The organism is Spirosoma gilvum (genome assembly GCF_054776815.1).
This window is the reverse complement of the sequence record NZ_BAAHBH010000005.1, coordinates 262,315-287,886: the sequence shown is the minus strand read 5'-3', so window position 1 is coordinate 287,886 and position 25,572 is coordinate 262,315. Positions and strand designations below refer to the sequence as shown.

Genomic DNA, 25,572 nt, shown 5'->3' with positions numbered 1-25,572 from the left:
GAATTCACTCTTTCGCTCTTTCATTCTTTCACTCTTTAAAAGGTCAGGTTAACACCAAATACGTAGGTACGGGCGCGGGGGTAAGCCGCAAAGTCGACACCGGGAGTCAGCGGATTGAACCGTCGGGCGTTTACTTCAGGATCGAAGCCGGAGTAGCCCGTGATGGTCGCCAGATTGTTGACAGTCGCGTAGAACCGGGCATTCGTCATCTTGATGCGCTTGATGAGCTCTTTCGGCAGGGTGTACCCAATCGTTACGTTGTTGATCCGCAGAAACGACCCATCTTCAACCGCCCAGGAATGCAGATACGGCCGGTTGTTGGTGATGGGTTGCCAGATCTGTGCATTGGCATTCAACGCTGCCAGAGCCGCCGGATCTTTCACCACCACACCCTTATCATCGACGGTCCGCCAGCGGTTGAGCATCATATCCAGCATGTTGATGTTGGTGTAATAGCCCGATGTCAGTTCAATCTTATTGGCGTTGTAGACACTGTTACCGTACACCCAGTTCAGGAAAATGCTGGCGTCGAAGTTTTTGTAGGTAAACTGGTTGTTGAACCCGCCGATGTGTTTGGGATTGGCATCGCCGATAATCGTCCGGTCGTTTTCGAGCCGAACCTGTCCGTCGCCGTTCAAATCTTTCAGTTTGATCGTACCTGGCTGCGGATTCCCGAAGATGGTAACATCGTTTGGAATCCCTTCTTTCAGCGTATAGGTACGAGTGGTGGCATCGTAGTTGAAATCGTCCACTTTATAAAAACCATCCGTTACGAAGCCGTACATCAGCCCGACCGGCTGGCCAACTTTCAGAATATAGTCGTCGGCCCCATCGCTGCCCTGCCAGCCCGAACTGGTCGTTTGTTGCTGAACCGGGCCAAGATCGTCGATGCGGTTACGGTTGAACGAAATGTTCGCGTTGGCTGTCCAGGTGAAATTGTTCGTGCGCATGACCGTACCATTCAACTGAAACTCCAGCCCCCGGTTCGAGGTAGCGCCCACGTTTTTGATCTGCGTGGTATAGCCCGAGGTGGATGGAATGGGCAGGTTGACGAGTAGATTTTTGGTCGTGTTCTGGTAGTAGTCGGCCGTGAACTGTATCCGACCTCCCCACAGACCCAGGTCAAGCCCGATGTTGCGCGAAAAAGTGGTTTCCCAGGTCAGGTTCGGCTGGCTCAGACCCACGGGCGCAAATCCGGGCAGGACCGTTTCGCCGAGTGCGTATTGGCCGGAGGTGTTGTACAACTGGGCGTACAGGTAATCGCCGATGCGGTTGTTCCCGGCTGAGCCGTAGCTAATTCGCAGTTTTGCATCGTCTACGATCTTGAAAGGTTTCATGAAATTTTCCTGCGAGAACCGCCAGGCCAGCGATCCCGATGGAAAATAAGCCCACCGACTTTCGGGCGAGAACTTGGTCGAGCCATCGGCCCGGAACGTGAACGTAGCCAGGTACTTTTTGTCGAAGCTGTAGTTTACCCGCCCAAAGAACGACAGTAGCCGGTTCTGGTACTCGCTGCTGGTCGGCTGAGGCTGAACCGCTCCGCTTGGGGGCGAGCCTAAGTTCATGTTGGCCAGGGCTTTCTCGGGCGTAATGTCCGATGGGAAGTACCTCGTTTCCAGGCCAACAGCCCGGCCTCTGGTTTCGTAGATTTCTTCGCCGAGCAGCGCATCAATGTCATGTTTACCACCACCGAAGCCAGTTTTCCGATACGTCAGCACGTTCGAATTGTTGAGCGTGATAGCGGTACTGTTGCGGATGGTAGCGACGGGCAAACTGGCGTAGTTGCGGGCAGTGCCGGTTATTTTGTTATAGAACTGGTCGGTTCGGTCAACCTGGTTATTGTAGCCAGCCGTCACGCGTAGGGATAGCCCCGGGAAAAACTCATAACTCGCATAACCACTCAGGTTTGTGCCGTTAGTAAACCGTTTCTGGTATTCGGCACTGGTGAGTGTAACCGGGTTGGTCAGGCGCGTGGCAATGTAATAATCCTCATCGAAATCAATGTCTGAAGCGGGCCGGGTAGGCAGGTCGAGTGGCTGGTACTGGATGCTTTGCCGAAGTCGGTTCGTGCCGGCGGTACCGCTGGTGGTTGTTCCGGCTCCGTCGATACGCTGATCGATATAACGCACAATCACGCCCACTTTGAACTTCGAACTGACCGAATGGTCGAGCTTGAAATTGACCAGATTCCGCTTGAAGGCCGATCCGAGCTGAATACCATCTTCTGTATTGTTGGTCAGGCTCAGGTTATAGCTGGTTTGCTGATTGCCTCCGTTGATGGAGATATTGTGATTCTGATAGCCTGCCTTTCTGCCAAACACTTTATCCTGCCAGTCGATGAAGGGCACATTGCGGTAATTGCTTAGCGTATCGAACGTGCTGCCGAACTGCCGGGCAAAAGCTGTACTATCGGTAGCACTTCCCCGGGTGCGCTCGTACTGGTACATCACGTAATCGTAGGGTTTGAGCACACCTAGTTGCTTCAGGTTTTCGCGAAAGCCAAACGAGCCGTTGTAGGTCACGGTTGTCCGGCTATTGCTTCGGCCCGACTTGGTGGTGATAATCACGACCCCATTGGCACCCCGCGCACCGTAAATGGCTGTCGCAGAGGCATCTTTCAGTACGTCGATTGTGGCAATATCCTGCGGACTGATCACATTCAGCGCATTGTCGAGCTGTACCCCATCGACCACATAAATAGGGGAGTTGTCCTGGGTGATGGAGTTGCCACCACGCACCCGAATCCGAATGTCGGCCCCGGGGCCACCTTCGGCGGTGGTTACCTGTACCCCGGCCAGTCGTCCTGTAATAGCTTCGGCGGCATTGGTTATCGGAATATCCCGGATCTGCTTACTACTGACAGATGATACCGAACCCGTCAGATCGCGTCGGTTAACGGCTTCGTAGCCAATGACCACTACTTCGTTCAGGGTTTTCTCGTCGGATACCAGCGACACATCCAGCGTACTGCGGTTGCCGACGGCTACTTCCTGCGTAACATAGCCAATAAAGCTGAAGTTGAGCCGGACATCGGCTCGGTCTGGAACCCGTAGGGTGTATTTCCCATCGGCATCGGTGGTAGTTCCCTGCGTTGTACCTTTCAGGACCACCGAGACGCCCGGTAATGTGCCGCCCGTAGCGCCATCTTTTACCTGACCGGTAACCTGACGGGTTTGCTGGGCATAAACAGCCGGGAGAAGACCCAGCCACAGAAGAAATAAATATACGATTCGATTCATAGGTAATTGGATGAAAACGTCATAGGTTTTGCTACGTGATGAAAACCCCAGGAGTTACTGGATTACAGGAGCGTATTGTAGAAAACTGTCTTTGTTGCTGATGATAGCTTCTGTTAAAATTGGATTAATCTTATTTGTGCTCTTAGGGGTGTTTTATTAAGGCAGGATTAAAATTTCAGAGCAGAATGGTAGCGAACAAGTATAGGATTGTCTTTTTTTACGCAATCGTTGCCGGGAACGTTACCAAAAAGAAATTTTATACGGATATATGGGAGGAATCGTAGAAATTGATTAACCTTTTTATAAAAACATGTTAGTATGAATAAGTATACTATTGATAAAAATAATTGTATTTTTCTTGGTCGATGGTGTTGTATGATGTTAGCCGGAAGGGCTGATTGGGTTGCGTTACCAACAAAAAAGCCGGAAATTCCGGCCTGGGTAAAACAGAACTTCCCGAAAGCGCTAAAGCTTTCGGGAAGTTAAAAGAAGGTAATAACTACAGCTTAGGCCAATGAAGCCTCAACGGTAATCTTGGTGTTGAGCAGTTTAGAAATCGGGCAATTCTTTTCGGCGTCATCGACAGCGGCCTGAAATTTCTCGTTATCGATACCCGGTACACTGGCCTTTACAACCAGGTGGGATTCGGTGATGCCGCCTACTGTCGGATCGAGCGTGATCGTGCATTGCGTATCGAGGGAGTCAGCGGTGAAACCTGCTTCCTGTAGGTTGAAGGCTAATTTCATGGAGAAGCAGCCTGCATGGGCAGCCGCTACCAGCTCTTCGGGATTCGTGCCTACGCCATCGGCGAAGCGTGTGTTAAACGAGTACTGGGTTTGGTTGAGTACAGTGCTGGCGGTCGATACAGTGCCTTTGCCTTCTTTACCTGAGCCTTCCCAGTGTGCAGAAGCATTCCGTTTAATGGGCATACTGACTTGATGTTAAGTGGTTAATAAAAGCGAATCGGATTCAGTTGTCGAAAAGACGACTATTCACTAAGACAAAAATAGAGCAACTTTGTTTGGTACGCCACGTCTAACGAAAGCGTAAAAGAATAAATAAACTTACGCAACGTTCTTATTGATAAGGCCATCTATTAATAAGGGCGAGTGTTAACGAAATAGCATTAAACTGTTAATACTATTGGATTTTTCTTGTATGGATTTGATTAATAGCTATATTGGCGCAGTGATTGCTTGACTAGTCCTAAACTCTGTACAAAACCTTACGAAATACACTGCAAACAGCGTCGATTACCAGGAAGAAGAAACTGGGGTCGTGAGAACTTGAACCGGCAAATCTCCCCTCCTAATGGAAAGGGAGACGCCGTAGTTCAGATTAGGTTGGTTTGGAAAGCATAGTAGATATTCTGCTATGCTTTTTTGTTAAAGGCCCAGAAAGAGCTTTTCTTACTCATGTATCAACACAAATTATTGTTTTTTAATCAGCTTTTTAACCCGTTCCTGTCCATAAGCGTACAATAGCTGTCCAAAAACGGACAATCATACAGCACTTAAAATTGCCTAAAAGCCCATTTCTTACAGGAGAGGGCTTTTTTTTTATTTGGTCCATCATTTGACATACGGAAATGGATGAAATAAGTGTACAACATGAGTAGGCTAACGATTGATATATGCGACGAAGTGATTTAGGCGAGTTCGAAGAAGTAGTGCTACTGGCAGTGGCAGCGCTTTCGCCGGGAGCCTACTCAGTCGTTATAGCGGAAGAACTTGAGCGCGAAACTAGCAGCTCAGTCAGTACGGGCGCTGTCCATGCGGCTCTCCAACGTCTGGAGCAGAAAGGGTATCTCCGTTCAGCAATGGGCGAAGCGACGGCCGAACGGGGCGGACGACGAAAACGATTGTTTACCGTTACAGCCCTGGGCGGTCGAGTGTTGAGTGATGTACGTGCCGTTCGGAATCGTCTTTGGGATCGTATCATCCCGAATATTCGATTAGAATGGAGCTAAATAGCCTAGGGCATGAGGCTAGGGGCATAGGGTTCCTGCTCCTGTCTCCATGCCCCAACCCCTACACCCTATGCCAAACCACCCACCGCATCTTGCCGACCGACTGCTGAACTGGTTCTGCGCCCCGCATCTGCGCGAGGAAGTGCTGGGTGATTTGCATGAACGATACGCTTTGCGAGTGAAGCGAGTGGGACAAGCCAGAGCCCGACAACGCTACTGGCTGGATGTAGTGGCTTATATAAGGCTGGAATTTATCAAACGAAAACATTCAGATTACCCTGAACCAACAAATGCGACTATGCTACGGAATTATCTAAAAATCGCCTGGCGAAACGTACTCCGCTACAAATTAAATAGCGCACTTACCATAACCGGCCTGGCCTTAGGACTGGCTTGTGGGTTGTTAATGATTCTTCATGTGCGGGAAGAATTGAACTACGACAAAGGATTTTCAAAAGCAGACCGGATTTACCGAATTACATCGGAAAATATTGGCGAGAAAAACCGGCAGTGGGCCGCAACATCACCTATTCTGGGGGGTGAAATGCAACAGGCAATCCCCGCCATCCAGACCGTAGCCCGATTCCATCGCCCTTATCCGGATCGGGTTTTCAGCTATGTGCCTTCTAATGGCGTAACAAAGCAGTTCGAGGAAAAAACCGGCTTTTTCGCCGACCCGACGGTGGTGGATGTATTCGATCTTTCGTTTGTGAAAGGTGACCCACAAACCGCCCTCAAACAGCAGGACGCCATTGTCCTTACCGAAGCGATGGCGGCTAAATACTTTGGTAATGAAAACCCCCTGGGCAAACGGATTCAGGATGATCTGGACAAACGCCCATTAACCGTGACGGGTGTTATAAAACCCTATTCGTTCCCAACGCACTTACAGTTCGACTACCTAATTTCCATGTCCACCTATTACAATCATGCCGACAAAGGTGACCTGGAAAACAGAGGATGGGCGAGCTTTTATAACTACATTCTGCTGAACAACAGTGCTTCGCGATCGGATGTGGAAAAGCGCATTCCGGAGTTCATGGTAAAGTTCTACGAGGCTAAGGGCGAAACCAGAAAAGAGATTCTGGCAACCCGAAGGACGCCTATTCAACCCATTACGGATATCCACCTGCATTCAAAGCTGGAAAAGGAAATGGGGCCAAACAGCGACATCACCTACGTCTACGTTTTTTCTATAGCAGCCCTGTTCATCCTGCTGTTAGCAGCGGTCAATTTCATCAATATGGCCACGGCCCAGGCATTCAATCGAATGAAAGAAGTGGGCGTTCGGAAAGTGTTGGGCGCTCGCAAAGGTCAGTTAATCAGGCAGTTTCTGGGCGAATCATTTATTCTGACGCTTTTGGCTACGATAGGGGCATTTCTTTTGTTCCGACTGGCCATTCCTTTGTATAATGATCTGGCTGCGAGGGCACTTCGCATTGAGCAATTGTTCACCCCATCAAACGTGCTGCTACTGGTGCTATTGATTGGACTAATCAGTCTGGTTGCTGGTTTTTACCCGGCCCTGTTCATTTCAAACTTCACGCCTGTCAATTCCCTGAAAGGAAAGAAAAGCCAGGTCTTTTCCGTTACGCTGGTTCGAAAAGGGCTGATCGTATTTCAATTTAGTGTGTCGGTATTCATGATCTTCAGCACCCTTGTCGTATACCGGCAAATGAAGTTTTTTCAGACGAAAGATCTGGGTTTCGATCAGGAGCAGGTAGTGGCTGTAAAACTGTATGGCCGTGAGATGTGGGAGAAAGCAAATACACTTCAGCAGGAGTTTCAGAAAAATTCAGCCATTACCAGTGTAGCCCGTATTTCTACCTTACCAGGTGATCGATTCAGTACAGACATGCTCGCCCCCCTGGGGAAATCGGAAGATGCATCTCAACTCCGGTTTATGTGGGCCGATGAGAATACGCTTCCCGTATTAAAGATCAGGATGAAAGCTGGTCGAAATTTCGTCAGGAGAACGGAGAACGCTCACTTTCCTGTAATTCTAAATGAAGCGGCAGCCAAAGCCCTCAAACTGGATTCACCCATCGGGCAGAAAGCCGTATCCTTAGGCGACACCGGCGAAATTGTGGGTATTGTCAGCGATTTTCATTTTGCGTCCCTGCACAACACCGTAGATCCGCTGGTTATTGTTCAGCACCCTGGACAGGCCAACTACTTCCTGCTGAAAATTAGCGGAAACAAACTAACCGAAACCTTACAATTCGCTCAGTCAACGTTGGCTCGTCTGTCGCCCGGTAGCCTGTTCAGTTACACATTTCTGGATGAAAAAATGGCTCGTCTGTATGATTCAGAAAAGCGGGTGGGCAATGTGCTGAACGTGTTCGCCATCTTCGCCATGTTCATTTCCTGTATGGGTTTATTTGGTTTAACAGCCTATGCCGCTCAGGTACGCACGAAAGAAGTGGGTGTTCGGAAAGTGCTCGGGGCTACAGTGACCGGAATTATCGCATTACTTTCCAGAGACTTCCTTCGCCTGGTACTCATTGCCACTGTGCTTGCCTCGCCAGTGGCCTGGTGGGCCATGCATACATGGCTTAACGACTTTGCTTACCACATCGACATTGAGTGGTGGATGTTCGGAATTTCGGGTCTACTGGCCGTTGTCATTGCCTTCCTGACGGTCAGTTACCAAAGCATCAAAGCCGCGCTGATGAATCCAGTGAAATCGTTGCGATCTGAATAGTGTGGCGAAAGGGGCGTGGCGCATGGTCTATTCACTATGGTTCACACTCCTCGCTGCTTGTTTTACCTCCTTGCTCCATGCGCCCTGCACCCTGCTATGAAACCACCCCGCCTTGCCGACCGACTGCTGACCTGGTTCTGCGCTCCGCATCTGCGGGAAGAGGTGCTGGGCGACTTGCATGAACGGTACGCTTTGCGAGTGAAGCGCATGGGCGAGCATAAGGCCCAATGGCGCTACTGGCGGGATGTGCTGGCATACATGCGACCTGAGTTTATTCGAAGACAACCAAGAGAATACCCTAATCCCAGGGCTACTGATATGATCCGAAACTATGTGAAAATCGCCTGGCGGAATCTGATGCTGAATAAAGCCTTTACCGCCATCAATATTCTCGGGCTGGCTATTGGACTGACGAGTTTTATGCTCATTGCCGTGTTCGTCTACAACGAATTGAGTTATGACAAATACCCCGCCCATGCCAAAAACATCTATCGGGTGCAGCTTTCTGTAGTTGGTAATGGCAATATGGAAGTGTATACTAATGTCGATGCGGGCGTTGGCGAAGGCATTCAACGGGTGTTTCCTGAAGTAAAAGCTACGACGAAATACATGCCCGTCAGCGATTATATTCAGTACAAAGACAATCAGTTCAAGGAAGCGCACCTCGCTTTTGCCGACTCCAATTTTCTGCAACTCTTCTCGATCCCATTCATCAAAGGCAATGCGGCAACAGCGCTGATAGCGCCCAACAGCGTAGTCATTTCGAACGAGTTTGCCCGGAAATATTTTGGCGATGAAGACCCGATGGGAAAAGCACTGGCGGTAGGTACGCAACGAGCAGCTTTTACCGTCACGGGCATTATCGATAAAGTGCCCGACAATTCGCATTTCCATAGCGATGCTTTTCTAAGTTTCTCGTCGCGACATATTACCAATCCTACCTGGAGCAACATCGGCTTTTTTACGTATCTGGAGCTTGCCGATAAAGCCGATCCCAAAAAGCTGGAAGCAAAATTCCCGCAACTGGTGGCAAAATACGTAGTGCCGGAAGTGCAGCGCGATATGGGCGTTAGTTTGGCCGAAGCGCAGAAGTCAGTCGAAACATTCCGCTTCTTTTTACAGCCGCTTACAGACATCCATTTGTATTCGAATACCAAGTATGAAATCGAGCCAAATGGCGACATCAAGTACGTCTATATTTTCTCGGCATTGGCGCTGTTTATTCTGTTGCTGGCCTGCATTAACTTCACCAATCTATCGACGGCACAGGCTGCCAAACGGTCTCGGGAAGTAGGCATTCGGAAGGTGATGGGGTCGATTAAGAATCAGATCGTTTTCCAGTTTCTGACCGAATCGGTATTGCTGACCTTACTGGCAATGGTGTGTGCCTATGGTCTGCTATTCCTGCTGCTGCCCTATTTCAATCAGATCGCCAACAAACAGATCAGCCTCGCTTCTCTTCTGGATTACCGGGCTGTTTTGGCTCTCTTTCTGGTCAGCTTCGTGTCGGGCATACTGGCGGGGGTTTATCCGGCATTTTTTCTGTCGTCGTTCAGCATCATCAAAACATTGAAAGGGACTTTCTTCGGCAAAAGCTCACAGAAAAAACCACTGCATAATGGACTGATTGTGTTCCAGTTTGCTATTTCAACCATTCTGCTGATTGCCACTCTGGTTGTGTATAAGCAATTACAGTACATGCAGACTAAAAAGCTGGGCTATGATAAAGATCAGGTTATAGCGCTGCCCGATACCCGTTTGCTGGGTGACAGACAGCTCGCTTTTAAAGAGCAACTGGCGCAGAATGCGCACGTGGTTTCGGCTAGTCTGTCGCGCTATACGCCAGGTGGAATTATGATGGACGGGACGCAGATTTACCCCAAAAATGAAAGCTCGAACGGCGCCGAAATTCACACCAATATTTTTCACATCGACTACGATTACTTACGCACCTTAGGCATACAGATAGTGCAGGGCCGGAACTTTTCCAGAGACTTCCCAACCGACTCGATTTCCGGTATACTTATCAACGAATCGGCCGTTCACGAGCTGGGCTGGAAAGGGACCAACCCAATCGGGAAATCCATCGTTCGTTCGGGAAATCAGGAATTCAAAGTTATTGGCGTCGTTAAAGACTTTAACTACGTGTCGGTCAAGCAAAAAGTAGCTCCGCTCATGCTGATGATGGGTCGGAATGAGGGCGGTATCGTAATGAAAATCAAAACCACGGATGTGACTGGTTTTCTGGACGATCTGAAGCGGCAATGGGAAGCTTTTAACCCGAACGGCCCGCTGGAATATCATTTTCTGGATGAGCAGTTCGCCACCTTCTACGCCAGCGAACAACGTACTCAGCAACTCTTTTCTGCCTTTGCGTTGCTGGCTGTTATTATCGCCAGCCTGGGGTTATTTGCCCTGTCGGCCTTTGTGATCGAGCAACGTACCAAAGAGATCGGTATCCGCAAAGTGATGGGGGCTTCGGTGCCGGGCATCGTGCAGTTGCTGGTCAAAGACTTTGTCCGGCTGGTGCTGATTGCGGTGGCGATTGCCTCGCCCATTGCCTGGTATGCCATGCATCATTGGTTGCAGGATTTCGCCTATCGCATCGACGTCGAGTGGTGGATGTTTGCCCTTTCTGGCCTGATGGCCCTGTCGATTGCCTTGCTGACGGTCAGTTACCAAAGCATAAAAGCCGCCCTGATGAACCCCGTAAAATCGTTGCGATCTGAATAGCGAGGAGCAGGGGGCGTGGCGCATGGCGTCTTCTCTATGGTTTGCTCCCCTTGCTACTTGCTTTACCTCCTTGCTCCATGCACCCTGCTCCTTGCTTATGAACCCACCTCGCCTTGCCGACCGACTGCTGACCTGGTTCTGCGCCCCTCATTTGCGGGAGGAAGTGCTGGGCGATTTACACGAGCGGTATGCCATCCGAGTGAAACAGCGGGGCGAACCCAAAGCGAAGTGGCGCTACTGGCTGGATATGCTGGCCTATGTACGACCCGAATTTATTCGAAGACAACCCGCACAATACCCTCGACCAACCAATACGACTATGCTACGGAATTATTTGAAAATCGCCTGGCGAAACCTGATACGGGAAAAGGGCTACGCATCGCTCAATATGGCCGGACTGGCAGTTGGAATGGCGGCTTCTACACTCATTTTCCTCTGGATTCAAAGTGAGCTTACCTACGACCGTTTTTATAGCAAAACGGATCGACTGTTTCAGGTATATAATCAGGACGTATTCAGCGGAAACCCGACGGTTTGGGGAACAACGCCCTTACCGTTGGCACCCACGTTAAAACAGAATTACCCCGATGTAGAGGAAGCAACTCGTTACCGGCCCACTACTTTGCTGCTGACCGCCGACGGCAAGCAGTTGAATATGGAGGGTGCTTATGCCGATCCATCTTTCCTGAATTTATTTGACTTTGCGCTCCTCACGGGCAATCGGGAAAAGGTGCTTTCCGGGGCCAACGGAATCGTTATCACGAAGTCCTTAGCCGAAAAGCTGTTTGGAACCCGTGATGCGGTTGGTAAAACGCTTCAGATTGACCACAAGGATAGCTTTTCGGTAACAGGTGTTCTGGACGATCTGCCAAATAATACCCACTTTAGCAATCTGTCTTTTTTGCTTCCCTGGACATCCTTTGTGGTGCCGGGCTGGGATTCCGATGGCTGGGGTTCGAACAATAACTACACCTACGTTCTGCTAAAAGACAAGGTTAATCCGGTTGCCCTTACCGAGAAGATCAAGCGGGTTACGGCAGACCATCTCAAAGGCGTAATTGAAGACGTATCGCACCGGCAGATTTTTCTTCATCCAGCCAGCAAATGGCACTTGTATTCTAAAGGAGAAAATGGTCAACTGGTTGATGGGAAGATTGTTAACGTACGCTTGTTTAGCCTCATTGCGGGCCTAATTCTGCTGGTGGCGGCTGTCAACTTCATTAATTTAACGACCGCCCGAAGCGAAAAACGAGCGAAAGAGGTTGGCATCCGAAAGGTGGTAGGCGCTCAGAAACGATCACTGGTTTTTCAGTTTATCAGCGAATCATTACTGCTTGCCTTTTTTGCCGGTCTGCTCGCTCTATTGGTCGTGCTGCTGTTTACCCCGACGTTCAACAACCTGACCGACAAGCAACTGTCGTTAGAGTTGGGAACGGTCAAATTCTGGCTGGCTGCTGTGGCATTTGTCCTGTTTACGGGATTACTGGCCGGTAGCTATCCCGCTTTTGTGCTGGCGAATTTTCAGCCGGGTAAGGTGATGAACGCCCTTCATCATTCGGTAAACTCAATTTTCTCGTTACGAAAAGGGTTGGTAATCACCCAGTTTTCATTCGCTATCATCCTCATTATCGGCACACTAGTCATTAACGATCAGATACAGTACGCGCAGAATCGGGACAACGGGTATGACCAGAATAACCTTCTGTTTATGAGTATGACCGGAGATTTGTCGACGCACTATGATTCGTTTCAGCAGGAACTGATTCAAAACGGAGCTGCCGTTTCAGTGAGTAAATCGCTTGGCCCGATTACCAGCCTCAACTCCCGTCAATGGGGACTTTCGTGGCCGGGCAGTACAAAAGCCGATAAAGATGTTGAGTTTGATCGCTTTGGCGCCGATGACGATTTTCTTAAAACCACAGGTACCAAATTGATCGCGGGCCGGGATATTGACATTCAGAGCTATCCAACAGATTCAACGGCGGTTTTGCTAAACGAAACGGCTGTTAAAACGATGCACCTGAAAAATCCGATTGGAACGAGCATCCGGTTCGATTCACACGATTGGCATGTCGTTGGCGTTGTGAAGGATTTCATCTTTGCGTCACCCTATGAGCCGATTAACCCCGTTGTCGTTCATGGGCCCACTGGGTCAATTCCGCTCTCCTGGGTGAGTGTTCGGCTAAATCCGACGAATACAGCAGCCCAGAATCTGGAAATTGCTGAAAAACTTGCTAAGAAATACAATCCAAACTACCCGTTCGAATACACCTTTGCCGATGAGTCGTACAAAGCGAAGTTTGCCGACGAGCAACGGACGGGTTCTCTGATCAGTCTGTTTACCGGGTTAACGATTATCATTTCCTGCCTGGGATTATTTGGACTAGCGGCCTACACTGCCCAGCAGCGCACCAAAGAAATTGGCGTGCGTAAAGTGCTGGGAGCTACCGTAACCAGCATTGTAGGACTCCTGACCAAAGAGTTTATTCAGCTAATCGGGATTGCGTTTGTCATTGGAGCACCCATTGGCTGGTATGTCATGGAGAAATGGTTGCAGGACTATAGCTATCGTATCGCCATCGGGGCCGGGGTATTTCTGCTAACCTTAATTTCTGCCATCCTGATCGTAACGCTAACCGTCAGTTTTCAGGCTATCAAAGCCGCGCTGGTAAACCCCGTAAAATCGCTTCGATCTGAATAGCGAGGAGCAGGGGGCGTGGCGCATGGCGTCTTCTCTATGGTTCGCTCCCCTTGCTACTTGCTTTACCTCCTTGCTCCATGCGCCCTGCACCCAGCACACCACCCCGCCTTGCCGACCGATTGTTGACCTGGTTCTGCGCTCCTCACCTACGCGAAGAGGTGCTGGGAGATTTGCATGAACGATACGTACTGCGGGTGAAACATTTGGGCGAAACCCGTGCCCGACGGCGCTACTGGCTGGATATGTTGGCTTATATACGACCTGAATTCATCAACCGAAAACCTGATCAATTTCCTCAACCAACCAATACGATTATGCTACGGAATTATCTAAAAATCGCGTTTCGGAACCTGACACGCAACAAGGTTTCGTCGGTCATTAACATCGGTGGACTGGCGGTCGGTATGGCCGTGGCTATGTTAATTGGACTTTGGTTGTACGATGAGTTGTCGTTCAATACGTATCACGAACACTATGCCCGTATTGCGCAGGTGCGGTCGCGGGAGTATGGAGATGAGGGCGTTGGCATAAATTCGTCTGTGCAGTATCCGCTGCTTACGGAGCTAAAGGTCAATTATAAAAACCACTTTAAACACATCGTTGCTTCATCCTGGGATGTCGATAATGTGTTGTCGGCGGGTGAAACAAAGATCTCCCGAAAAGGGCTGTTTATGGAACCCGGAGCCCCCGATATGCTGACGCTGAAGATGATTTACGGCTCACGCACCGGCCTGAACGATCCACATTCCATTTTACTTTCCGAGTCTACGGCCAGGGCCTTATTTGGTACTGTCGACCCCGTCAATCAGTTGATGAAAATCAACAATAAGCTGGATGTGAAAGTAACGGGTGTGTACGAAGACTTACCGCTGAATACCCAGTTCAATCAGGCCAAATTTCTGGCTCCGTTCGATTTGTGGGTGTCCGATAACCCCTGGATCAAAGCGAAGGCCATGACCGATTGGAAAAACCATTTTCTGAAAATTTACGCTGAAATAGCGCCAGATACAGATATTGAAACGGCCTCAGCCGACATACAAAATGCAGAAATGAAACACCTGGGCAATTTCCCGGAAGTGGCCAAGCTGCGACCAGAGGTATTTCTGTTTCCGATGCGCGACTGGCATCTGCACAATTACAAACGCGGTCAGATGGACGAAGGACCAATGCAGATGGTCTGGCTCATCAGCATCATTGGGGCCTTTGTGTTACTGCTGGCCTGTATCAACTTTATGAACCTGAGCACGGCTCGTTCCGAAAAACGCGCCAAAGAAGTTGGCATCCGAAAATCGGTGGGGTCGGTGCGGAGCCAGTTGGTGAATCAGTTTTTCAGTGAGTCGTTTTTGGTAGTTATGCTGGCCTTTGTGCTGGCTCTCTTACTGACTTCCGTTTCTCTCCCCTGGTTCAACGACGTAGCTGCCAAGCAAATAACAATCCCCTGGACGAATCAATGGTTCTGGATTGTCAGCCTGCTCTTTATCAGCTTTACAGGTTTTGTGGCCGGTAGCTATCCCGCTTTGTATCTGTCTTCATTCCAGCCTGTTCGAGTACTAAAGGGGACTTTTCGGGTAGGTCGTTTTGCTTCCATACCCCGCAAAGTATTGGTAGTAGTTCAGTTTACGGTATCGGTCACGTTGATTATCGGCACCATTATCGTATTTCGTCAGGTTCAATTTGCCAAAAATCGGCCAGTTGGGTATACCCGCGATGGGCTGTTGATGGTAGAAATGAAATCGGGCGATTTTTACGGTAAACATGAGTTGCTCCGGTCCGAACTCCAGGGTACGGGTGTGGTCGCCGAAATGGCCGAATCGATGGGAAAAGTCACCGAGGTCTGGTCGGGCAATGACGGGTTCACCTGGAAAGGAAAAGATCCGTCGTTGAAAGATAGTTTTGGGTCCCTGGTCGTAACGCCGGAATATGGCAAAACCGTAGGCTGGCAGTTTGTGAAAGGTCGCGATTTTTCGAGAGAGCTGGCATCGGATTCTTCGGGCATGGTTATCAACGAAGCAGCCGCCAGATATATGGGTCTTCAACAGCCGATTGGCGAAGCCGTTAGCTGGCAGTTTCAGGAACGACCGCTGATGAATTACAAAATCCTGGGCGTCATTAAAGATGTGGTCATGGAATCCCCGTATGAGTCGATTTCCCCAACCATTTTTATGATTCGCGGTCATGGTGGCACCAACTGGATCGACATTCGGCTCAAACCGACTGTCAGTGCGAGCGAAGCCCTACCCAAAATCGAAGCTGTCTTTAAAAAACTTATTCCGTTGGCTCCATTTGAATACAAATTCGCCGATCAGGAGTACGCCCTGAAATTTGCCGCCGAAGAACGGGTGGGGAAACTGGCTTCTGTCTTCGCTGGGCTGGCCATTTTCATCAGTTGCCTGGGCCTTTTTGGATTATCCTCGTTCATTGCCGAGCAACGTACCAAAGAAATTGGTGTGCGGAAAGTATTGGGCGCTAGTGTGCTCAATCTATGGGGATTATTATCCAAAGAGTTCGTGATGCTGGTCATTATTGCATTCGGAATTGCCACCCCAGTTGCGTACTACTTCCTCAGTAGCTGGCTTCAGAAATACACCTACCGAACCGAGCCGTCGTGGTGGATTTTTGCTGCTACTGGCGCGGGTGCCCTGCTCATTACGCTCCTGACGATCAGTTTTCAAAGCATTAAAGCTGCGTTGGTGAACCCCGTGAAATCATTGCGCTCCGAATAGAATGGAGCATGGGGCGTGGCGCATGGAGTAGTCTCTATGAATCACCCCCTCGCTTCTTGCCTTACCTCCTTGCTCCATGCACCCTGCACCCCGCTTCAAACCACCCCGCTTCGCCGACCGACTACTAATCTGGTTTTGCGCTCCTCACCTACGCGAAGAGGTGCTGGGCGATTTGCATGAACGATACGCCCTCCGCGTCAAACAACGGGGCGAAACTAAAGCGAACTGGCGTTACTGGCTGGATGTACTGGCCTATCTACGCCCTGAATTTATCAAACGACAGAAACCGGAATACCCCAACCCAAAACGTACAGATATGCTACGCAACTACCTCAAAATCGCCTTTCGCAACCTGACTCGTCAGAAGGCATACTCGTTTATCAATATCGGCGGGCTGGCGGTAGGTCTGGCGGTGGCGATGCTGATCGGTCTGTGGATTTATGATGAATTATCCTTCGACAAATACCACCAGAACTACGACCGCATTGCCCAGGTCATGCAGCATCAGACGATCAACGATGTGACAAGTACCAGCCGGGCGGTTCCTATTCCGGTAGCCAGTGTACTTCGGAGAAGCTACGGCTCTGACCGTAACGGTGGACTGTTTAAACACGTGCTGCTGTCGTCCTGGACCGAAGGGCACATCCTGTCGTTTGGCGATAAGAAATTCTGGCGGACAGGGAATTACATCGAGCCGCAGGCACCTGATATGTTTTCGCTAAAGATGGTTAAAGGGACTCGGGCGGGCTTGAATGAACCCTATTCTATTATGATTTCGGAATCCGTTGCCAACGCCTTCTTCGGCGCCGATGAACCGTTGGGGAAACTGCTGAAAATTGACAACCAGATCGCCGTAAAAGTGACCGGTGTTTACGAGGATCTGCCATATAATACGCAGTTCAGTAACCTGGAATATATGGTCCCCTGGAAGGTCAATGTAGCCATCCGCGATTGGGTGAAACGGTCGGAGCAAAAGTGGGATAATAACTCGTTTCTGGTTTTTGTCCAACTGGCCGATCATGCTGATATGGACCAGGTTTCGGCAAAGATCAAAGACGTAAAATTGCGGAATGGAGGTAAGGAACTCGCCAAATTCAACCCCCAGCTTTTCCTTCAGCCTATGAGTCGCTGGCACCTGTATTCGGAGTTCAAAAACGGCATAAACGTTGGTGGGCAGATTCAGTTCGTGTGGTTGTTCGGCATCATCGGGGTGTTTGTATTGCTGCTGGCCTGTATCAATTTTATGAACCTGAGTACGGCCCGCTCCGAAAAACGAGCCAAAGAAGTCGGCATACGCAAAGCAGTCGGTTCTGTTCGAGCCCAGTTGATCAGCCAGTTTCTGAGCGAATCGTTGTTGGTGGTACTGATTGCCTTTGCACTGGCGCTACTGTTAGTGCAACTGGTTTTGCCCTTCTTCAACGACGTGGCCGCGAAAAAGATGACCATGCTGTGGACAAACCCAGTTTTCTGGGCGCTGGGACTCGGCTTTACGGTATTTACCGGCTTGCTGGCCGGTAGCTATCCAGCCTTGTACCTGTCCGGTTTTCAGCCTGTCAAGGTATTAAAAGGGACTTTTAGAGTTGGACGGTTCGCGTCGTTGCCGCGTCAGGTGCTGGTGGTGGTACAGTTTACGGTGTCGGTGGCGTTGATTATTGGCACCATCATCGTGTTTCGCCAGATTCAGTTTGCTAAAGACCGGCCCATTGGCTATAGCCGGAACGGACTGCTCTACGTGCAAACCACAACGCCCGACATTCATAATCATTACGATGCTTTCCGAAAAGAGCTGATCGAAACCGGAGCCGCTATCGAAACTGCCGAATCGGAAAGTCCATTAACGGGCGTCTGGAATATAAACGGCGGTTTTGACTGGGACGGCAAAGACCCGAATCAGCAGCCCGATTTCGCTGTCGTTGGCGTAACCTATGACTTTGGGAAAACCGTCGGCTGGCAGTTTAAAGACGGGCGCGACTTTTCGAAAGCCTTTGGTACCGACTCGGCCGCGATGGTCATCAACGAAGCCGCTGCGAAGTTTATGGGTTTAAAAGATCCGGTTGGAAAAGTGATCCGGGAAGGCGACCTGCGTTACAAAATCATTGGGGTCATCAAAGACATGGTGATGGAATCGCCGTATGAACCTGCCCGGCAAACGCTGTTTTATATCAGTAATTTCCCCAGCAACTTTATCAATGTACGGCTGAATCCGAACCTGAGCGCTAGCGAAGCGGTGAGTAAGCTTGCGCCTGTTTTTCAGAAGTACAACCCAACGGCTCCGTTTGATTATAAATTTGCGGATGCCGAGTACAACCAGAAATTTGCTGACGAAGAGCGGATTGGCACCCTGGCGTCCTTCTTCGCCGTGCTGGCCATTTTTATTTCCTGCCTGGGATTGTTTGGCCTGGCGTCCTTCATGGCCGAACAACGAACCAAAGAGATTGGCGTACGTAAGGTATTAGGGGCCAGCGTGCTCAATCTGTGGGGCTTGCTATCGAAAGATTTTGTGATCCTGGTGATTATCGCTTTCGGCATTGCTACACCTATTGCCTATTATTTCTTAGACAACTGGCTTCAGAAATACCAATATCACACTGAACTATCGTGGTGGATTTTTGCCGCTTCGGGTGCCGGTGCCCTACTCATTACACTGCTAACGATTAGTTTTCAGAGCGTCAAAGCAGCCTTAGTAAATCCGGTGAAGAGCCTGAGGTCGGAATGATTCTGTTCCCGCGTAGAGACAAGGCATGCCTTGTCTCTACAGACCCTACCCCTAAATCAACTTATTCGTAATAGCCAGTTTGATTAGTTGCGCCGTGTTTTGGACGTCGTATTTGGCCAGCATGTTTTTTCGGTGACTGTTGACGGTGCTGACGTCCACAAATAACTGGTCGGCAATTTGCTGGTTGGTTAGGCCATCGGCTATTTTAACCAGAATCTCGCGTTCCCGTCGGGTTAGTACCGGAAGGGTTATGGCGTCGGGTTTGTTGAGGGTTATTGACGCCGATAGGCTGAAATATTTTTTGTGCTGTGTAACTGCATTAATGGCGTCGACAATTTCGTACTGAGCCGCGTCTTTCAGAAGATAACCGCTGGCGCCATTTTCGATAATCTTCTTGATAATCGCTTTTTCGTTGTTGATACTGAGCGCCAGAACATGGATGGTCGGGTAGCGTTCTTTCACCTGCTTGCACAGGTCCAGCCCGTTGGTATCGGGGAGGTTGATGTCCATTACAATCACATCCGGCTGCTGGTGCTGAAGCTTCGTCAGGAGGTCTTTTCCTGTAACCACTACACTCAAACAGGTAATTTCCGGCTCACGCTCGAAGATGGCTTTTAGGCCCTCCGACACCAGCGGGTGATCTTCTACAACCAGTACGTTAATCATGGTTTAGTGGAATTTCGATATAATAAGAACAGCCCTTATCCGGCTCGGTCTGAAGATCGATGGTGCCTTTTAGGTAGTTAATCCGGTGATACAGATTCTGAATGCCCATGCTCTGACTCTTATTTACCTTGTCAGGATCAAATCCTACGCCATTGTCCTCGACGGTTAGGTTAATTTGGCTGTTTTTAGCCATGATTTGTACCAGTACCTCAGTCGCTCTGGCATGTCGGACAATGTTGGTCGTTAGCTCCTGCACCACCCGGTAGATGGTAGTTTTGTAGAGATTGTCGAGCGTTACAGTGTCTAGCCCGAAAGTCTGGTAGGTGAAGCGGATGTCGGTGGTTTCGGTCAGGGTTTGAATATAGTCGTGGAGGGCGTCTTCGAGGCTGAGTCTGACCAGACTTTCAGGCATCATGTTGTGCGACACCCGACGCAGTTCCGCCAGTGAAGCATCGAGTAGATTCATGCTTTTCTCGAAAGCCAACGCGTTTTCTTCCGATAGAACGAAGGTTTGTTTCATGGCTTGAAATGAATATTTAACACTGGACAAAATGCCACCCAAACCATCGTGCAGGTCTTTGGCGAGTCGACTTCGTTCGGCTTCCTGCCCTTTCACAATAGCATGACTGGCCAGCAACTGCTTTTCGTTTTCCAGTTGTCGAACGGTTTGTTCGTATAACGCTTTTTCCTGCTCCTGAACCCGCGCCCGGTTTCGCATCCAAAGCCCAAAGAAAAGTAAGGCACCAACCAGAACGACGACCGAAAAGATCAGTAGGCTGACCAACCGTTTTCGATTCTGGTTTTCAACCGAAAGTTGCTGAAGAGCTGCTTCTTTCTTTTCGGTCTCGTACTGCGTGGCCAGTTCTCGGGTGGTTTTTACAATGGTATTGTTCAGACTCAGGTCCCGCAGCGAGTCGGCCAGTTGCTCGTAATGAGCGGCCCGTTGCGTATCATGGTTGTGGGCTAGCAAAAGCCGGGCGTAGTGAGTATAATAGGTTTGTACATGCTGATTGTTTTCTGACTGGCGGGCCTCGGCCAGCGCTTTTTCAATATAGGTCAGCGCATCAGAAAACCGGTTCTGGTAGTAATAGCCTACTGAGAGCCAGTAATGGGCTTGTGCCGTACGGTCGGGCGACTGCAAGGCTGGACTCAACTCGCTCAACGCCTGTGCATGGGGAAGAATGGCCTGTAAATGGCCCGTTTCCAGATCATGCTGACACCAGTTTTGCAGGGCGTCGGCCAGGGCTACAGTGTCATTTAGTTTTCGGGCCAGGGCTATAACCCGTTGATTGGTGGCAATGGCGTCCTCGCGTCGGTGTAGTTTCCAGAGAATGGCTTCCTTGTTGATCAAATGACTCAGATAAAACCCATCCTCAGCCGCCTGGCTGATCGCAATGGCTTTGTCGATGTACGTTAGAGCCGTTTCGGGTTTGTCCGTCTGCATGAAAACCGAACTGAGGTTGTTGTAGACATTTGCCAGTTTGACACTGTCCTGAAACGATTCAAAAATGCGGAGCGACTTAAAATAGTAGTTTGTTGCTGAGTCGAGCCGCTGCATCAGCCCGAAGGTATTTCCCATATTTTCGTACATGATACCTTCACGCATAGGGTCTTTTCGGGCTAAACTCAACGCAACGCCTTGCCGGAGAAGGGTCATACATTGGACGTATTTACCTTCCAGATTCAACAGTTCGCCCTCGCTCGAATAGTACCGGATAATGCCCCGCACAAAGCCGAGTTTCTGGCTCAGTACATAGCCATCGTGGTAGTAACGCCGGGCTGTTTTGATGTCGTTGTAGGCATATTCATCGCCGATTTTGTTCAGCAGCTTAACGCGGTTTGTGTCGGGCCGGGAGGTGGTCAGCTTTTGCCGTAAAGCTTCCAAATCGCCAGTCTGTGCCAGAGTGATCGTACTGTACCCGTACAGAATAAAGGCAAAAAGTACGGAGAGCAAGCATCTGGTAGTCAGATTCATGGTGTTTGGGTAAGGATTGGGATAAAGACTCAAAAAAAGTGCTTTTTTTTGGATAAAATTTCCCCTTTTTAGGGGAAATGAAACATCGACCGGCTTCCTACTTTTGACCCGTATCCCAATCCGTTTATTGCCGAAATGAAAATGGTACGTATCGTACGCTACAGTTTATTCTTGCCAACCAAAGCCCTGAAATTATGAAAGCCTGGCTTATACTGATAATCAGTTGCCTGACATCCGTCGTCGGTTTTGGGCAGGAAGGCCGACCAGCTTTGGAATCTGAAACCGCTGAAGACGAGCGGGTGAAAAAGATCATCCAGAAAGCCTTACCGCATGACTTACCCGATTGGCGGGTAGATGACGAATCGAAGACAGAGGGCGTAACCTGGTTTCACGATGGTGGATCAGCCGTAAAGTCGCCTTTTGGGCATGGTTTTTTCATTCGGTATGTTTGCCAGAATGTGAGCGAAGCGGAAAAGGAGAAATGGCGAAAAGTAGCCGTTGATGTGGCGGGTATTCAGAAAATGCAGGACGAAACCGAGTGCGAAATTAAGGTTCGGGTGAATGGCTTCAGCAGTCGACTGGAAACCGATGGCACGGCCACCAAACGCCCTGTTCCGAGTTTCGATCTGGTGCTGGTAGGCCCGCATGAAAGTCGGCTGGCAATGGGCACTGGCTGGACCTCCAAATCAGAAATGCTGGATGATCAGCGGATGGCCTATTCGTGGGCGGCTCCCCTGAACCGTACTGTACCAATGACCCAAATTCAGACGGTATTGGTAGAGGTAAAAGGTTCGCCTGCCGTGCTCGATTACTTCCTGAAAAATATGGACGTGGCAGCTCTGCGCGCGTTGATTGGTCAACAAAAACTGAACCGCCCGACCACAGTATCCCAGACTGTTGCTAAAGTCGCCGATAAGCCATTGCTCAAACCCCTGCCTGGTCTCAACGAAATTGAGTTCACCCTCAATGGGGGCGATTTCCAGGACCGGCTCATTCGTCTGAAGCACTCTGCGCAGGGGGAATTTGGCTACCTACGCAATAATCACCCGAACCCGGCCATCACAGAAAATGCCGTGACGCGCATTCTGGTTCAGGAAGACGATGATTTCAAAACGAAAAATAAGAGCGGTTTTCTGGATATTACTATTCCATTCATTCGGCAAATGGGCGAATTTGAGATATATCCCAATGTCGAAAAAGCATCGTTTGCCGGTGGAGTTAACTGCTGGGATGGCTGTGAATACAGCTTCGACGCCGACGGTCTGAAGGTCAGCATTACCCGGTATGACCCCGTTGGCGGATTTATTGAGGGTACGTTTGCAGGGGAGGTGAAGGTAGTTTACAAAGCCAATCAGCCTCTGGACAACGATCAGAAAAAGCGGCCCAACGCCCAGATCAACGGCCGATTCAAAGTACACCGACAGGCCGATCGGTACTAAATTTTAACCATTCACAAACACGCAGAACGAATTATGAAGCAGTACATTTTATTGGGAATTGCCCTATTAATTGGCGAAACCCTAGTAGCACAGGATTTGAAAGCCTATCAGAACTATGATTTTGTGGCCGGTGATAAGATTATCTTTAGTGATGACTTTCAGGATAGTCAGGTGGGCGAATTTGGTACCCACTGGAAGCTGAAGGAAGGTCAGGCCGTCGTGAATAAATCGGGCGATGAAAAAGCCTTTTTTATTACCAAATATTATACCGCTCTGACGCCAAGAGTGAAAACCCCGGCTTACTTACCCAAGGACTTTACCATTGAATTTGATGCCTATCTGGATGCCAGTTACGATTCTAATCCAGGTGTCAGAATTAAACTGATGAATGGCGATGATGCGCCTGTCATAATCGAGACAAGCCGGGATTACACTACCTTCTTTGGTCCAGAAGGTAAACTGAATGGCGACAATCCCGAAGAGGTCCGTGCCGAAAATTATTTCAATAAATGGATTCACTATGCCATTGCGGTAAAAGGGAGCCAGCTAAAAGTTTATGTTAATCAGCATCGGGTACTGAGCGTACCGGAGGTGACCTTTAAAGCAACTTCCGTGCTGGTTAGTGGCGATGCCAGCGAAGGGAAATCCATGGCGTTTAAAAACTTTAAACTGGCGGCTGGTGGCGACCAGAACCTGATTAGTAAAGCCTTTACCGATGGTAAATACATCTCACATGGTATCAACTTCGATGTGAACAAGGCCGTAATAAAACCGGCGTCGATGGGTGAGATCAATGCCATTGCCGGTATCCTGAAGCAGAACCCAGCGTTAAAATTTGAAGTTGGCGGCCATACCGATTCGGACGGTGATGATGCCAGCAATCTGAAACTGTCGGAAGCGCGGGCCAACGCGGTGAAAACCCAATTGGTATCGATGGGTATTGACGCGGGCCGTCTAATGACCAAAGGGTACGGCGAAACAAAGCCCATCGGCGATAACAAAACGGTAGAAGGTAAAACCGAGAACCGACGGGTTGAATTTGTGAAAATGTAATAGCGGGGAGCTAGGAGCAGGGTGCGGGGAGCAGGGTGTTAGGGCTCCTCGCTCCATGCACCCCGCCCCCTGCACCCCGCCCTCAATACACCACGATTTCTGCTTTATCTGACTTTAGTTTCTGGTAAGGATTAGTCAGGAACTCCTGCATCAAACGAGCCCAATCGGGGCCGCCAACGCCGTGCGAGCGAAGTTTGAAAAGGATTCGCTGGCTATTGGGCATATAATGGTGAAGCCTATCGATGTACAGCGGACGTGTGGCATTATCCATCGCTCCGTCGACCAACAGGGCTGGTTTGTTGGAATAGAAAGGCTTTTTGGTTTCCGGGTTGATCGGTGGAACCTTCCAGCAGTCGCACAACGGTTGGTAGACGTCATTGATGTGATAGCCTCGCAAATAAGGATAGGCATCGTAAAGTTGCTGCTTTACCTTTTCGCTGTGATAAGCCGCCTGATCGGCGCAGTACACCGAAATTCGCATGCCTGACGGGCCATTATAACCACTCAATTTACTATCTAAAACACCTTTTACGAACGTGTGATTTCCCTGCATCATCTCCGTAATGATATACGGAATTTGCCGGATGCGGGCAGCATTGTACATCACATTGACCAGGTAGTCGAGCAGCTCATTCCGCGTGTATTGCACTTGCAGGGTGTCTTTTGCCCCCTTCTCAACGTACGGAAACGTAAACGTTTTGCCTTCGATACTCGTGAAGTAGCGTTCGAATCGGGCCTTTAGATTGCCATACCGAGCCTTGTCGGTCGAGTCTTGTTCGACGTGATCGAATAGGATGTTGAGTGCTTCGGCAAAATTGGCGGGTTCGTCTTCATCAATCGGGACAAAGATGGGTAGTGGAGAGTCCAGTATCAGCGACCGGATAGGCTTAGGATCTCGCTGGAGAACGGCTGACATTAGACCTCCGCTATAGGAAACGCCCACCAGATTAACAGAATCGACCTTAAGTGTGGCCAGTAGATCATGGATGTCAGATACGGTTTCGACAGTATTATACCCAGACAGGTCGATGCCTTTGGCTTCCAGCGATTTTTTAAGTCGCTTCACCCCGACTACCTCCATGCTGTCTTTGTTCAGATTTTTACGGTAGGACTCCCGAACGGCCTGACCCAGCTCGGGGCCATCCAGGTTTGGAATGGCATAGAGAGTGCCGCGTTGTTCAAAGGCAATGCAGTCGCGGTCGTTGATAACGAGCGACTTGGATGCGCCCTGCGCCCAGCCCAGTGAACTAACGCCCGGCCCGCCACCTGTAAACAGCACCGGGTCTTTCTTCTTCGCTGGATTTTTGCTTTCGACCAGAATAAAAGGCAGCTTAATGGTTTTTCCGTTCTTCTTTTTCCGGTTTTCCGGCACAATCAGGTAGGCACAGCGCGTCCGAAACGTACTGTCTATTTTAACCTGACAAGGGCAGGGCTCCAGTTGGCGAACCGTGCCTGACTGGCTTCGAGCCGGAGTAAGGAATGAAACGAAAAGTAGAGTTAGAAGGGCAACTGGTGAAATTCTGTTCATCGGTATCTGCTTTTTTTCGGCAAAAAAATCGGATTGCGCGTGCAGATTTTAGTAAAAAACGGACATTCTCAATCCGGTTGCTGCTCTCAAAGCTACTGCCATAGAATGTCCGCCTACCTGTGCGGC

Annotated in this window: 13 protein-coding genes; 8 read left to right on the top strand and 5 right to left on the bottom strand. The window is 49.7% G+C overall.

What is annotated here, in order from left to right:
* Positions 1-35: 35 nt before the first annotated feature.
* Complete coding sequence (locus ACYVFD_RS15230; RefSeq protein ID WP_461091038.1) at positions 36-3,239, bottom strand: SusC/RagA family TonB-linked outer membrane protein; 3,204 nt, start codon at positions 3,237-3,239, stop codon at positions 36-38.
* 506 nt (positions 3,240-3,745) lie between these two features.
* The gene (locus ACYVFD_RS15225) at positions 3,746-4,168 is read right to left on the bottom strand and encodes an OsmC family protein (protein WP_461091037.1); all 423 of its coding nucleotides are present in this window, start codon (positions 4,166-4,168) and stop codon (positions 3,746-3,748) included.
* A 704-nt stretch (positions 4,169-4,872) separates the two neighbouring features.
* On the opposite strand from ACYVFD_RS15225, the gene ACYVFD_RS15220 reads away from it, so the two are divergent.
* From ACYVFD_RS15220 to ACYVFD_RS15195, 6 genes are all read left to right on the top strand, one after another.
* Positions 4,873-5,208, top strand: coding sequence for a PadR family transcriptional regulator (locus ACYVFD_RS15220; protein WP_461091036.1), 336 nt, complete (start codon positions 4,873-4,875; stop codon positions 5,206-5,208).
* 70 nt (positions 5,209-5,278) lie between these two features.
* Positions 5,279-7,912 (top strand): FtsX-like permease family protein, encoded by a 2,634-nt coding sequence (locus tag ACYVFD_RS15215; RefSeq protein ID WP_461091034.1) that lies wholly within the window; start codon positions 5,279-5,281, stop codon positions 7,910-7,912.
* 96 nt (positions 7,913-8,008) lie between these two features.
* The gene (locus ACYVFD_RS15210; protein WP_461091033.1) at positions 8,009-10,645 is read left to right on the top strand and encodes an ABC transporter permease; all 2,637 of its coding nucleotides are present in this window, start codon (positions 8,009-8,011) and stop codon (positions 10,643-10,645) included.
* Between the two features lie 97 nt (positions 10,646-10,742).
* Positions 10,743-13,346 carry an ABC transporter permease gene (locus ACYVFD_RS15205; protein WP_461091032.1) on the top strand — a complete coding sequence of 868 codons (2,604 nt, stop codon included), beginning with the start codon at positions 10,743-10,745 and terminating at the stop codon, positions 13,344-13,346.
* A 77-nt stretch (positions 13,347-13,423) separates the two neighbouring features.
* Positions 13,424-16,069, top strand: a complete 2,646-nt coding sequence (locus tag ACYVFD_RS15200) for a permease prefix domain 2-containing transporter (RefSeq protein WP_461091030.1) — start codon at positions 13,424-13,426, stop codon at positions 16,067-16,069.
* Positions 16,070-16,145: 76 nt separating this feature from the next.
* A complete protein-coding gene (locus ACYVFD_RS15195; RefSeq protein WP_461091029.1) occupies positions 16,146-18,785 on the top strand; it encodes an ABC transporter permease in 2,640 nt (879 codons plus the stop codon).
* 51 nt (positions 18,786-18,836) lie between these two features.
* Here ACYVFD_RS15195 and ACYVFD_RS15190 read toward each other — a convergent pair whose 3' ends face one another.
* The gene (locus ACYVFD_RS15190; RefSeq protein WP_461091028.1) at positions 18,837-19,451 is read right to left on the bottom strand and encodes a response regulator; all 615 of its coding nucleotides are present in this window, start codon (positions 19,449-19,451) and stop codon (positions 18,837-18,839) included.
* Entirely contained in the window at positions 19,444-21,426 is a 1,983-nt protein-coding gene (locus ACYVFD_RS15185; protein ID WP_461091027.1) for a tetratricopeptide repeat-containing sensor histidine kinase, read from the bottom strand. Before ACYVFD_RS15185 ends, ACYVFD_RS15190 begins: the two co-directional genes overlap by 8 nt.
* 194 nt (positions 21,427-21,620) lie before the next feature.
* Here ACYVFD_RS15185 and ACYVFD_RS15180 point away from each other — a divergent pair, with 194 nt between their 5' ends.
* The gene (locus ACYVFD_RS15180; RefSeq protein WP_461091026.1) at positions 21,621-22,865 is read left to right on the top strand and encodes a hypothetical protein; all 1,245 of its coding nucleotides are present in this window, start codon (positions 21,621-21,623) and stop codon (positions 22,863-22,865) included.
* 33 nt (positions 22,866-22,898) lie between these two features.
* Positions 22,899-23,918 carry an OmpA family protein gene (locus ACYVFD_RS15175; RefSeq protein WP_461091025.1) on the top strand — a complete coding sequence of 340 codons (1,020 nt, stop codon included), beginning with the start codon at positions 22,899-22,901 and terminating at the stop codon, positions 23,916-23,918.
* Positions 23,919-24,000: 82 nt separating this feature from the next.
* Here the strand turns inward: ACYVFD_RS15175 and ACYVFD_RS15170 are convergent, their stop codons facing one another.
* Positions 24,001-25,446 (bottom strand): alpha/beta fold hydrolase, encoded by a 1,446-nt coding sequence (locus tag ACYVFD_RS15170; protein ID WP_461091024.1) that lies wholly within the window; start codon positions 25,444-25,446, stop codon positions 24,001-24,003.
* Positions 25,447-25,572 lie beyond the last annotated feature (126 nt).

Coding starts and splice junctions, on each gene's coding strand:
- ACYVFD_RS15220 (WP_461091036.1), top strand. CDS start 4,873: ATGCGACGAAGTGATTTAGGCGAGTTCGAAGAAGTAGTGCTACTGGCA.
- ACYVFD_RS15230 (WP_461091038.1), bottom strand. CDS start 3,239: ATGAATCGAATCGTATATTTATTTCTTCTGTGGCTGGGTCTTCTCCCG.
- ACYVFD_RS15185 (WP_461091027.1), bottom strand. CDS start 21,426: ATGAATCTGACTACCAGATGCTTGCTCTCCGTACTTTTTGCCTTTATT.
- ACYVFD_RS15200 (WP_461091030.1), top strand. CDS start 13,424: ATGCGCCCTGCACCCAGCACACCACCCCGCCTTGCCGACCGATTGTTG.
- ACYVFD_RS15170 (WP_461091024.1), bottom strand. CDS start 25,446: ATGAACAGAATTTCACCAGTTGCCCTTCTAACTCTACTTTTCGTTTCA.
- ACYVFD_RS15210 (WP_461091033.1), top strand. CDS start 8,009: ATGAAACCACCCCGCCTTGCCGACCGACTGCTGACCTGGTTCTGCGCT.
- ACYVFD_RS15205 (WP_461091032.1), top strand. CDS start 10,743: ATGAACCCACCTCGCCTTGCCGACCGACTGCTGACCTGGTTCTGCGCC.
- ACYVFD_RS15175 (WP_461091025.1), top strand. CDS start 22,899: ATGAAGCAGTACATTTTATTGGGAATTGCCCTATTAATTGGCGAAACC.
- ACYVFD_RS15225 (WP_461091037.1), bottom strand. CDS start 4,168: ATGCCCATTAAACGGAATGCTTCTGCACACTGGGAAGGCTCAGGTAAA.
- ACYVFD_RS15190 (WP_461091028.1), bottom strand. CDS start 19,451: ATGATTAACGTACTGGTTGTAGAAGATCACCCGCTGGTGTCGGAGGGC.
- ACYVFD_RS15180 (WP_461091026.1), top strand. CDS start 21,621: ATGAAAGCCTGGCTTATACTGATAATCAGTTGCCTGACATCCGTCGTC.
- ACYVFD_RS15215 (WP_461091034.1), top strand. CDS start 5,279: ATGCCAAACCACCCACCGCATCTTGCCGACCGACTGCTGAACTGGTTC.
- ACYVFD_RS15195 (WP_461091029.1), top strand. CDS start 16,146: ATGCACCCTGCACCCCGCTTCAAACCACCCCGCTTCGCCGACCGACTA.